This is a genomic window from Parafannyhessea sp. (assembly GCF_051876455.1).
Taxonomy (GTDB): Bacteria; Actinomycetota; Coriobacteriia; order Coriobacteriales; family Atopobiaceae; genus Parafannyhessea.
This window is the reverse complement of the sequence record NZ_JBJEHW010000145.1, coordinates 1-11,063: the sequence shown is the minus strand read 5'-3', so window position 1 is coordinate 11,063 and position 11,063 is coordinate 1. Positions and strand designations below refer to the sequence as shown.

Sequence of the window (11,063 nt, the reverse complement as noted above, 5' to 3'; positions counted from 1 at the left end):
AGGGCTCCGGCCCCTTCGCACCCAACCGCTCCGGCGACGTGCCCCTCAAGCCCGTCGTCTCGCTCCTGGCCAACGGCACGCAGACCAAGGCCGAGGTCATGTCGGTCATCGGCCGCACGGGTGGCCTCAAGGGCCTCCTCGGCACGGACGACGCCCGCCAGATCGACCAGATGATCGCCGCCGGCGACCAGTGGGCCGCCCTCGTGTTCGACGCCATGGCCTACCAGACGGCCAAGGCCATCGGTGCCTTCGCCGCGGCCCTCGAGGGCGCGGTCGACGGCATCGTGCTCACGGGCGGCGTCTCGCACGACCAGGCCTTCGTCGACGCCGTGACCCGCCGCGTCAGGTGGATCGCCCCCGTCGCGGTCTACGCCGGCGACTTCGAGATGGAGGGCGCCGCCTCCGGTGCCGTCCGCGCCCTCGACGGCACGGAGCCCGTCATGACCTACACCGGCGAGCCCTCGTGGGGTGGCTTCAGGCTCGCGGGCGCCCCCGCCGACGTGGAGGCATAGCGTGAGCGAGAAGAACACCGCCGCACCAGCTGCTCCCACGTCCACGCGGCGCTCGGGCGGCTTCCACTACGCGTACCTCATCGTGCTCTCGTGCATCGCGATCACCTGCCTGCCCTGCGCCCTCGTGCTCAGCTGCGCCGGCATCTTCTTCACGCCGGTGAGCGAGTGGCTCGGCGTCGCGCGCGCCCAGTTCACGCTGTACTTCTCCATCCTCAACGTCGCCATGATGCTCACGCTCCCAGTCGCGGGGCGCCTCATGGGCAGGGCCGACCTTCGCGTCGTCCTGTCCGCCTGCGTCTGCCTCTGTGGCGCGGGGCTCCTCGGCATGGGCCGCTCGAGCGCCCTCTGGCAGTTCTACGTCTGCGGCGCCGTCATGGGCGTGGGCGTCGCCCCCCTCATCTACCTGGCCGTTCCCACGCTCGTCAACGCGTGGTGCGTCAAGCGCGTCGGCTTCTTCGTGGGTCTCTGCATGGCGTTCACAGGCATCGGAGGCGTCATCTTCAACCCCATCGGAACGTCGCTCATCCAGTCCGGCGCCGAGGGCTGGCGCACGGCCTACACGGTCTTCGGCATCGTCACGCTCGTCGGCACGCTGCCCTTCACGCTCCTGGTCGTGCGCTCCAAGCCCGCCGACAAGGGCCTTCTCCCCTATGGCGCAAGCGACGTAGCGGGCGAGAAGGACGCCCCCGCGGCAGGCGCCGCGACCTCGCAGGCAGGAAAGGCCCCGGGCGTGAGCGCCGGCGCCGCCCTGCACATGCCCGCGTTCTGGGCGCTCGTCGCGTTCTGCGGCGTCATCACGCTCAACCAGACCATCTACCAGTTCCTGCCCAGCTACGCGCTGTCGTTTGCCAAGTCCGCGCCGCAGATCGCGGCAGCCTCGGGCGTCGTGGCGTCCGCCGCCATGGCCGGGCAGGCCGTCGGCAAGGTCATCCTCGGCGTCGTGAACGACCGCTCCGTGCGCGGCGGCGTCTTCGTGGGCATCGGGTGCGGCGTAGCCGGCGTGCTCGTGATGTGGCTCCTGCCCACGGCGCTCGTCCTTCTCCTCGTGGGCGCCTTCCTCTTTGGCGTGGTGTACGCGCAGACCACGGTCCAGACGCCGCTCCTCGTGCGCGCCGCCTTTGGCTCGGCCGACTACCCCGCCATCTACTCGCGCGTCTCCATGGCCGGCTCGCTCATGAGTGCCGTGGCCGCGGTGTTCTGGAGCGTCGTGATCGACTCCGCGGGCGGCTTCCCGCTCATGTTCGTACTAGGCATCGCCTGCATGGCCGTCTGCCTGGCGACGGCGCTGTTCGCGCTCTCGCACAGGGCGAGCGTCTAGCTTCCGCCGCATCAGACGGTTCGCAACATGATTCGAGCCGCGGGCTCCGGTGGGTCCGCTGCTCGATTCTTCTTACGACGAGGCAGGCCCGGCCTAGAGCCCCAGCACCTCGACCGCTCTCCCCTGCGCCACGATCCCGCGGTTGAGCGCGCGGTACATGTACCTCACGGCAACCGAGCAGTGCGGATGCCACAGCGAGCAGACCACCTGGCACACGTTGGCGTCGGTTATGGGCGCGCCGTAGAGCCACTGGAACACCTGGCGGATGGCGCCGTCCTCCACGGGAAGGACGTCCTGCCTGTCCAGGTGGAAGATCAGGTACATGTCCGCAGTCCACTTGCCGATGCCCTTGACGCTCGTGAGCTTGGCGCGGACCTCGTCGTCCGACAGCGCCGCCAACGCGTCGAGCCGCTCCTCTGGCATCGCGCGAGCCAGGTCCACCAGCGCCTGCGCCTTGCGCCCCGCGATGCCGCACGCGCGAATCTCCTCTATGGGCAGCGCGAGCACGGCATCCTGCGTCACGCTCCCGCCGCACGCCACCTCGAGCCGCGACTGGATGGTCCGTCCCGCCTTCATGGAGAGCATCTGCTCGATCACGGAGTGCGCCAGGTGCGCGTACGCAGGCCCGCCGGCCTCGTAGTCCAGCTCGCCCACCGCGTCGATCAGCCGGCCCAGCCGCCAGTCACGCTCTGACAGGTATCTGACCTCGGGAGACTCTGGGGTAAGCACGGGCATGGCCGGTCCTTTCGACGTTCGCTCAAGTGTAGCGCCACGGACAGCGGATGGCGTCAGGCACCCAGCCGCAGCTCCCTAGTGCCCGCCAGGCACCAGGTCCAGCTGGCCGCGCTCGCCAAAGAGGTCCGCGTGGATGAGCCTGATCAGCACGGCCGCGAGCGGAATCAGCGCACCCAGCAGCGACACGTACGCAAATGCCCCGCACGCCACCGTGGAGATGACGGCTCCCGCGGCAAAGCACAGCAGGAGCGACGTGTGCGCCTTCACCCTACGACGCAGCGCGCGGTCCTCGGGATGCCGCGTGAGCTTTGCCAGATTGGCGCCAATCTGGCGTATGTGGTTGGTCACGAACGTCGTTGCGGCGGGCACGCCCTCCATCTGGCGGTACGTGTTGAACTGCATGGCACACGTGAAGTTAAGCGTCACCTGGCAGATCTGGTCGGGCCAGCTCGCGGGCATCAGGGCGAGAAAAACGACCATCCCCATCTCAAGCGCAACGAGCAGCGTGTCCCACCTCAGGAAGTTCAGGCGCTTCACGCCCTTGCCCATCCACTCGGAGAGGAAGGACCCGAACAGGTACGCGCTGATGGGCAGCAGCAGGTACGCGGCAGAGAGCCACTGTCGCCTGCCGAGCGCCATGGCAAACAGCACCACGTTGGCGGTCTGGGCGTTGCAGAAAACGCCCCCACGCAGGGCAAACGTGTAGGCGCCGTACCATCCCGCAACAAAGATCAGCAGCCAGAACGTCCAACGCCTCTCGCACTCCAGATACCCCGCCTTCATGTCGCCTCCATCGACTCCGACTCGTCAAAACAACGGAAACGATAGCGGTTACCTGCACAAATGCCACAGTCTGTAACCAACCTGCCGCGCGTCCTCCACCACCTCGACAAGTTCCTGAGGACGGAGTAGCCTAGGGCGACCAACAGTCAGACAACCGCAAGGGAGAAGAACGCCCCCCATGGACATCGTCGACATCCGGGACAGAACGCCTGAGCTTATCGAGGAGCTGCTGGGCGTGTGGGAGCGCTCCGTGCGAGCGACGCACGACTTCCTGACAGAGAATGACCTCGCGCGCATCCGCGGCTACGTGCCGCAGGCGATTGCAAACGTCGGCAGGCTGGCGCGCGTCTGTAGTCGGGCAGGATGATCGCCATGCCCGAATTGCCATAATCGATAAGTGACGCTTACCATCAGTAAGTGAGCCTTGCCACAATCGGTAAGCGAACCGTACCACTATCAGAAAACGAGCAGGTAAATACACCCGTTGTCGTGGCAGCGTGGCCATCCCGTCACTTCCGAAGGTCGCGCATCACGCGCGCCACGATGCGCGCCTCGTCGCGGCTCATGATGAACGGGTGGCCGGCGATGGTCAGCGTGTCGTTGACGCGGCTCACCTTGCACGTGGCAAAGTCGTCCCAGTCGAGGAAGGCGCGTTTCTCGCCCTCGTCCACCAGGTAGATGCCAGACGGCGTGACGGCGAGACCCTTCTTGCAGGTGCCGAACACGGTGGTGTCGAGCACAAAGGTGACCTCGTCCGCATCGCATGCCTGGATGCCAAAGCGCCTGACCGCGGCGCGGGCCTTATCCGGGTTCGCCTCCAGCCGATCGGCAAAGTAGGCGCAGCTCAGGACGTCCGCGTCACCCACGAGCGCGTCGTACTCGCGGTGGAAGAAACCGGCAAGGTCGTACCTCATCCCATCCTCTTCGTACGGCTCGTAGGCGGCTTGCATGGCGTTTCCCTTCGGCGTAGCGTGCGTACCGTGTCCCGCCGAACGATGTTAGTGACCCATTTGCGCCCAGACCTCATACCAAAGTATGATGTCGGGCATGGCGGCTGGCCTTCTTGCCAGAAGGCGTAAACGGGAGGTGCGCGCGTGCTGACGATGGTCCCCCTCGAGCTTGACGACTACCTGCGGCCACAGTGGGAGCAGACGCGCATCGCCTTTGTGTCCGGACCGCTCGGCTTTGGCAAGTCGGCGTTTGCGCGCCGCATGCTGCGAGGCCTGGACGTGCTCGAGGTCGACGCGGAGCGCGAGGACGCCGCCAAGGCCGTGACGGAGGCCACCGCCCGCGAGCACGAGGCCGTCCTTCTCGACAACATCCACGACGCGATATCCGCCGCGCAGGGCTCGGAGCTCGCCGCGGTGGCGGAGCGCTGCCCCGGCACGCGCTTCGTCTTTGTGTCGCGCGCGCCCATGCCCGGCTGGCTCACGCCGTTCTTTGCGCGAGGCGAGGTCCTCATCGTCACGAGCGAGGACCTCTCGTTCACCAACGCGGACATCGCGCACCTGCTCGCCGCAAACGGCGTCTCGCCCGATCCGGCCCGCGTGCGGCACCTGGCAGAGCTCACGATGCGCTACCCGCTTGCCGTCGCGCTCGCCGTGAGCCACATCCTGCAGGACCACGGAAACGACTGGGAGTCGAGCATATACGACGAGGTCATGCGCTATTTCGAGGTGGAGTTTGACAGGCGCTTTGACGCGGGAACCCAGGCCATGCTCCTCCTCGCGACGCTGTTCGGCCGCGTGGACGACGACTTTGTGACAAGCGTCCTGGGCGAGAAGGACGGACGCGCCTTCCTCGAGACCATCCACCACAACACGTGCTTCATCACGCGCGAGGGCCGCGGCTGGACCGTGCGACCGGACATCCTGACCTTCTTCCGGTGGGAGCGCGAACGCCGCCATGCCGACGGCGACGCGCAGGCCATCGTCAGCCGTGCCATCGACTACTACGTGGAGCGGGGCAACTACCCCAGCGCCCTGGAGGTCTGCTCCAGGAGCGGCGACCGCTGGCGCATGCTCCGGATCCTGGAGGAGCACGCCAGGCTGCACCCCGGAAACGGCAGCTACTTCGAGCTGGAGCGCTACTACCATGCGCTGCCAGACGCGGTCGTTCGCTCTTCTCCCCGGCTCATGCGCATCATGAGCCTGCTCGACTCCATGTCCATGGACACTATGGGCTCCGAGCGCTGGTACGCGGAGCTCGAGCGCTACGAGGCGGACCCCGCCAACGACGCGGACTCGCGCCGGCGCGCCCGAGCCTACCTTGCCTACCTCGACCTTGCGCTCCCCCACCGGCGGCTGGACAGCCTGCTGGACGCGGTGTCCGCCCTCGCGCGCCTTGGTGCGAGCAGGGACCCCGACCTCGCGCTTTCGCTCACGAGCGGCATGCCCAGCATCATCAACGGCGGGCGCGATCTGAGCCCCTGGGTCCCGGACGACGAGCGGACCTGCCGCATGCTCGGCAGGGTCGCGGGACGCGCCCTCGGGCGCACGAGCGTGGGCTGCCTTGAGGTGGCCCTGTGCGAGAGCAGGTTCGAGAAGGGCGAGGACGCCCTGCCGTACCTCGCCCGCATGAACGCGGCCCTGCCCAAGGTACGCCGCGACGGCGACCGCTCCGTCGAGTTCGCAGCGGTAGGCATGCAGTGCCGCAACCTCGTGGACCTGGGCGACGCCCGCCAGGCGCTCGCGATCCTGGACCGCTACCGCCGCCCGCTCGCGTGGGAGGACGACCCGCAGAGCCGTCGCATCGTGCTCAACCTGGACGCGATGCGCTGCCGCTGCTGGCTGCACCTGGGCGAGTCCGCGCTCGCGCACGCCTGGCTTGAGGAAAACGCCCCCTCCGACCTGAACAGCCTCTGGTACCTGGACCGCTACGTGTACCTGACGTGCTGCCAGGCGTACGTGGCGGAGTCCCGCCACGACGAGGCCATGCGCCTCATGTCCACCCTGGGCGAGTACGTGGAGTCGCGCGACCGCTACATAGAGGTCATCCACTACAACACCCTGGCGGCCATCGTGTCATGGCGCACGGGAGGGGGCGACTGGGCCGTGCCGCTGGGCCGTGCGCTCGCCAACGCGCGCCGCTTTGGCTACGTCCGCACCATCACGCAATATGGCGCCGCCGTGCTGCCGCTGCTGCTCGAGGCACAGGACCGGGACCCCGCCAGCGGCGAGGAGTCGGCCCAGCTCGCGCGACTGGTCAAGGGCGCACGCGCGCAGGCCTCGCGCTATCCGGACTTCCTGGCGCAGCCGAAGGGCCCGGCCGAGCGGCTCACGGAGGCAGAGTGCGAGGTACTGCGCCTGATCTGCCAGGACAAGAGCAACGCGGAGATCGGCCAGGTCCTGGGCATCAAGCTTCCCACAGTCAAGACGCACGTGAGTCACATCCTCGCCAAGCTGGGCGTGCGGCGCCGCTCGCAGGCCGCAACAGAGGCGCGGCGCCTGCACCTGGTGTAGCGCCTGCGCCCATGGTCACGCCCGCGGGCGAGAAGGACACGTCCTTCTCGCCCGGCGGATCGGCGTGGGCTCAGCGGTAGATGTTGGTCGAGAGGTACTTGAACGCGTTGTCCGCGCAGATGGCCACGATCGTCTTACCCTCGGCCTCGGGGCGGCGGGCCACCTTGGTCGCCGCGAGCAGGGCCGCGGCCGCGGACTGCCCCAAAAAGATGCCGTCCGTGCGCACAACCTCGCGGCCCATGGCGTAGGCCTCGTCCGCGTCCAGGTCGAGCACCTCGTCCGGGCGCTCGCCAAACTGCTCGAAGAAGTCCGGCACGCGGTCTGCCGGCACGTCGTGGAAGGCCAGCACGCCGTCGATGGTGTTGCGCTCCGGATGCGCCGGGTCCTTGCGGGAGGCTGCCGCCGGCTGGGCGCCCACGATGCGCACGTTTGGGTTCTTCTCGCGCAGGTACTTGCCCGTGCCCACCAGGGTGCCCGCCGTGCCCACCAGCGCCACCAGGTAGTCCACGTTGCCACCCGTGGCCTCCCAGAGCTCCGGCCCCGTGGTGCGGTAGTGCGTGAGCGGGTTTTCGCGGTTGAGACCCTGGTTGATGTAGTAGTAGCCGTGCGCGTCCGCATACGCGCCAATGTAGTGGTACAGCTCGCTCAGCACCATGCCGCGCTCGCGCATCATCTGGTCCACGCCCGGGATGTCGGAAAACTGCAGCAGGCCCGCGCCATACGCCTTGAGGATCTGCGTGCGCTCGACGGAGACTCCGGGCTGGATCACGGCCACAAAGCGGTAGCCCTTGGCGTTGGCGACGGCAGCGAGGCCGATGCCCGTGTTTCCGCTGGTAAAGTCTATCAGCGTGTCACCCGGGCGGATGCGCCCCTCGCGCTCCGCCGCCTCGATCATGCCCAGCGCGATGCGGTCCTTTACCGAGCCGGACGGATTGAAGTACTCCAGCTTCGCGAGGACGCGCGCCTTGAGCCCGTGCTCGCGCTCGTAGTTGGTGAGCTCCACGAGCGGCGTGTTGCCGACCAGCTCCGCGATGGACGAATACACCCTGTTGTCTGCCATGATCTTCTCCCTTGCATCTGCCTTGCGCCCCACGTGCCACGCTCCGCGGTCGAGAAGGACGCCCGCCGCGCCCCAGGCACCTACCTTGCGGCATCCCCGTCGTGGTTGCGGCCCAGCCGCTCGCCAAAGAACTCGTACTCGAAGAGCTGCGTCAGCCGCACGTCGCGACGGTCCGCGTACAGCCGCACCAGCGAGGATGCGCAGCCCGCCGCGCCGCTGTAGAGCCCCAGGTAGCTCACGACGCGACTGGGGATGGTGCGCGTCCACGCGCCGTACCAGGTGCGCAGGCCGGGCTTCTCGTCCCACGTGGTGGAATCCGCCAGCAGTACCCGCGCCGTGCGCCAGGCATAGTCAAGAAACTCCGGCTCGCCGGTGAACTCGTACATGTCCACAAAGTGCTCCAGGATCCCGGGCGTGCCGCAGCACTGGCAGTTGCTGTTCCAGTAGCCCCACGAGCGATGCTCGGGCGCCCCGGCGCGGATGATCCCGCGCGACAGCCACACGCACCAGTCGCGGTACTCCGCCTCGCCCGTGAGTTCGTACAGCTTGCGGAAGGGCAGCACCGTGCCCACGGGGCCGTGGCAGCTGCTGAGGTAGAACCGGTTGGTGGTGAGCCCCGTCACGGGGTGGTCCTGGTACGGCACGAGCATGCCGGTCTGGTCCCCCACGGCGATGGCCTTGAGGTACTCCACGCCCCCGCGCGCGAGCTCGAGGTAGCGCTTCTCGCCCGTCGCCTCAAAGAGAAGCGCAAACATCCAGGCCGTGCCCGCCGTCCCGTGCGAGAAGTTGGGAAACGTCGTGTCCTTGGGAAAGCCAATCAACTGCAGGTCCAGGAGCTTCCAGTACAGCCCGCCGTGGGGTGATTGGAGCGCGTCCGCCGCGATGCGGTCGCCCGCGCGTCGAGCCGCGTCCAGGTAGCGGGAGTCGCCCGTCTTGCGCCACACCAGCACAAGGTAGAACACGAAGCCGCCGTCGGCCACCACGTCCTCCTGGTCGCTCCAGCGGATGCCGTGTGGGTCCGGCTTTGCCGCGGCAATCAGGTCATCCGCGACCTTGCGCGCGTAGGCCAGGTAGCGCTCCTCCCCCGTGGCCTCGTAAAGGGAAATGACAAACAGCCCCTCGCCCGCGGGTCCGTTGGAGTAGCCGATGGCCCAGCCGGGTACGGGGATGACGCCGCCCACGTCGGACGCGAGCACGCGGTCGTACCACTCCGGGCCGGATGCCGTGGCGATGAGCTCGTCCGCGGCGGCACGGGCGTCTGCCAGGTAGGACTCGTCGCCCGTGGCCTCCCACATACGCAGGAAGAACGTGCCAATGCCGGCCGCGCCGGAGTAGTGGCAGCGCGGCCCAAAGATCATCACGTCCGGCCCAAAGCCCGGCTGCCCCTTGGGAAAGACATCCCAAAGCTTGCCATGCTCCGTTGGCACCTCGTGCGAGCGGATCCACGCCGCCGTCTGTTTGGCGGCGTCCAGCAGGTCGTCGGTCGCAAGCGGCCTGAACACGTCCGGCACCAGCCGCGACGCCGCAACGCCCGTGCGCAGCGGTTGCGCCACGCCGCCCGGGTTGAGGATGCCCCGTGGGTCTTCCAGGCTCCTGCGATAACCGCTCACGCCCAGCACCGCATCCGGAAACTCACCCTTGGACATGCCACCACCCCCGCTTGCCAGGCTCTTCTCCCCTGGCAATCCATTTTCCTAGTACGTTGCTATGGATTATAGGAATGCCGAGAAGGACGTAAGGTCAGCTCGGGATAGCGTTTTGCGAAGGAAAGCGTTCGGTTTGGTCGATAGCCAAGAGCACATTGGATACTCAAAGGCATAACACAGAAGTGATACCGATGCGGAAAGGGGTACGACATCGTTGATGTCGTACCCCCTACCTTGCCGTGTGGGTTCAGACTATGCGGAAACCAACTTCACAAACAGCGTCTGGAACTTGCAGTGTCCAAGGGCTGGCAGAGTGACCACGTTACCTTCGAAGGCAACGTCTCCGCTACGATGCTCTCGCAGGTCGCACAGGTATGCTTCTTGGACGGGGCGCGAGAACTTCAAGTTCGCAGTCGCGTCCTTGTCGGCAAAGCCATTGAACAACCGGACGATGAGCCCATCGGCCCCATAGTTCTCAGAGGCCTTTACCGCCGAGACAATCGCGTCGCCATCAAGTTCGAAGAGCGACCCGGTCTGTGGGCGCCATCCCTCGACCTCTGGCTCCGAGAAGATCAGCCTGCCATTGAGGAACTCCGCATACTCATAGGCACGAAGCTCGCCGTCGTAGGAGCGGGCCTCCGCCGCGACGCACGCGTCATCGATGCTACCCGCAAACGGAAGCAGACCGAGGTCGAAGTCGAGCGGCCCCAGCAGCTGGGCGTCTGGCGTCTCCATCGTCCTCTCACCCGAAGCTCGCCCGGGACGATAAAGCAGGTCCTCTTTGCCCATAAACCCATAGGTCCTGAACAGGGTGAGGCAGATCTCGTTCTTCTCATCCCCAACGATCTCGTACTCGCGAACGCCCCTGGGAAGCACTGCGATACCCCTCGTCCCGTCGCAAAGCGCCACGTAGCTCTGCGTGGGTTCGATCGCGACAGGCATCTCCTGCCAGGTCTCCGCATTCTGGCGCCAATTGGCGGGAAGCATGGAGTCGTCTTCGGTTGCGTCCTCGTTCTCCTTGTCGAGGGACGCGTTGTAGAGCGCCATCTCGCGCGCGTGCACGTTCTCACGCTTGATGGACCCAAACTGCTCGTCGGCGAAGTTGAACTTCGTTGCCATCTGCGCGTCAAAGAGGATGCAGAGTCGATGCGAAAGGACGTTGTTGTCGACGTGTACGTCAAGGTCAATGACACGAGAGCCGCGCCTGAGCGCAACGGTAAGCCGAACGGGAAGGCTCGTGGAGCGGATGCCCTTCGCCCTCTCATCCAGGTCCTTGGGAACATTCATAGAAAAGTCAATCGTGGCCCGCTGATAGATGTCAGAACCCTCGATTGCAACTTCGGGTTTCCCCTCGTCCGAACGGACCACAAGGTCCTGCCTTGGCGGAGAGTAGTTGAAGGAGTCGCCATCGTCGCCGTTCTCGACCAGTACGGCCTGATGGTCGTAGACGTATCCATTCGAACGATCTTCCACCCTGAGGGTGCCGTCGACATTGACAGAGATCCGGTAGTACTCGTTCTCAAGCACGGTATCCCTGTCAAGATTCTC

The 11,063-nt window shown here is 66.6% G+C and carries 9 protein-coding genes and 1 pseudogene; 4 read left to right on the top strand and 6 right to left on the bottom strand.

What is annotated here, in order from left to right:
- Window positions 1–512, top strand: a pseudogene (locus ACI38Z_RS06520) (butyrate kinase); the annotation flags it as partial.
- 1 nt (window position 513) lies between these two features.
- Entirely contained in the window at window positions 514–1,830 is a 1,317-nt protein-coding gene (locus tag ACI38Z_RS06515) for an MFS transporter (protein WP_439789383.1), read from the top strand.
- 93 nt (window positions 1,831–1,923) lie between these two features.
- Here the strand turns inward: ACI38Z_RS06515 and ACI38Z_RS06510 are convergent, their stop codons facing one another.
- Window positions 1,924–2,565: a DNA-3-methyladenine glycosylase family protein gene (locus tag ACI38Z_RS06510; protein WP_439789382.1), complete on the bottom strand. Its 642-nt coding sequence runs from the start codon at window positions 2,563–2,565 to the stop codon at window positions 1,924–1,926.
- Window positions 2,566–2,640: 75 nt separating this feature from the next.
- The gene (locus ACI38Z_RS06505) at window positions 2,641–3,348 is read right to left on the bottom strand and encodes a YoaK family protein (RefSeq protein ID WP_439789381.1); all 708 of its coding nucleotides are present in this window, start codon (window positions 3,346–3,348) and stop codon (window positions 2,641–2,643) included.
- A 178-nt stretch (window positions 3,349–3,526) separates the two neighbouring features.
- Between ACI38Z_RS06505 and ACI38Z_RS06500 the strand changes: the two genes are divergently transcribed.
- Window positions 3,527–3,715 carry a hypothetical protein gene (locus ACI38Z_RS06500; RefSeq protein ID WP_439789380.1) on the top strand — a complete coding sequence of 63 codons (189 nt, stop codon included), beginning with the start codon at window positions 3,527–3,529 and terminating at the stop codon, window positions 3,713–3,715.
- 142 nt (window positions 3,716–3,857) lie between these two features.
- Here the strand turns inward: ACI38Z_RS06500 and ACI38Z_RS06495 are convergent, their stop codons facing one another.
- The gene (locus ACI38Z_RS06495; protein ID WP_439789379.1) at window positions 3,858–4,262 is read right to left on the bottom strand and encodes a hypothetical protein; all 405 of its coding nucleotides are present in this window, start codon (window positions 4,260–4,262) and stop codon (window positions 3,858–3,860) included.
- A gap of 189 nt (window positions 4,263–4,451) precedes the next feature.
- Here ACI38Z_RS06495 and ACI38Z_RS06490 point away from each other — a divergent pair, with 189 nt between their 5' ends.
- Window positions 4,452–6,809: a LuxR C-terminal-related transcriptional regulator gene (locus tag ACI38Z_RS06490; protein ID WP_439789384.1), complete on the top strand. Its 2,358-nt coding sequence runs from the start codon at window positions 4,452–4,454 to the stop codon at window positions 6,807–6,809.
- A gap of 70 nt (window positions 6,810–6,879) precedes the next feature.
- On the opposite strand, the gene ACI38Z_RS06485 is transcribed toward ACI38Z_RS06490, so the two are convergent.
- The 3 genes from ACI38Z_RS06485 to ACI38Z_RS06475 all read right to left on the bottom strand — a co-directional run.
- The gene (locus tag ACI38Z_RS06485) at window positions 6,880–7,869 is read right to left on the bottom strand and encodes a PLP-dependent cysteine synthase family protein (protein ID WP_439789378.1); all 990 of its coding nucleotides are present in this window, start codon (window positions 7,867–7,869) and stop codon (window positions 6,880–6,882) included.
- An 80-nt stretch (window positions 7,870–7,949) separates the two neighbouring features.
- A complete protein-coding gene (locus ACI38Z_RS06480; RefSeq protein WP_439789377.1) occupies window positions 7,950–9,515 on the bottom strand; it encodes a lanthionine synthetase LanC family protein in 1,566 nt (521 codons plus the stop codon).
- A 252-nt stretch (window positions 9,516–9,767) separates the two neighbouring features.
- Window positions 9,768–11,063: glycoside hydrolase family 38 C-terminal domain-containing protein (locus ACI38Z_RS06475; protein ID WP_439789376.1), on the bottom strand; the 1,296-nt coding region annotated here is incomplete at its 5' end.

Excerpts from the sequence above, each read along its gene's own strand:
- ACI38Z_RS06505 (WP_439789381.1), bottom strand. The coding sequence starts at position 3,348 with ATGAAGGCGGGGTATCTGGAGTGCGAGAGGCGTTGGACGTTCTGGCTG.
- ACI38Z_RS06495 (WP_439789379.1), bottom strand. The coding sequence starts at position 4,262 with ATGAGGTACGACCTTGCCGGTTTCTTCCACCGCGAGTACGACGCGCTC.
- ACI38Z_RS06480 (WP_439789377.1), bottom strand. The coding sequence starts at position 9,515 with ATGTCCAAGGGTGAGTTTCCGGATGCGGTGCTGGGCGTGAGCGGTTAT.
- ACI38Z_RS06485 (WP_439789378.1), bottom strand. The coding sequence starts at position 7,869 with ATGGCAGACAACAGGGTGTATTCGTCCATCGCGGAGCTGGTCGGCAAC.
- ACI38Z_RS06500 (WP_439789380.1), top strand. The coding sequence starts at position 3,527 with ATGGACATCGTCGACATCCGGGACAGAACGCCTGAGCTTATCGAGGAG.
- ACI38Z_RS06510 (WP_439789382.1), bottom strand. The coding sequence starts at position 2,565 with ATGCCCGTGCTTACCCCAGAGTCTCCCGAGGTCAGATACCTGTCAGAG.
- ACI38Z_RS06490 (WP_439789384.1), top strand. The coding sequence starts at position 4,452 with ATGGTCCCCCTCGAGCTTGACGACTACCTGCGGCCACAGTGGGAGCAG.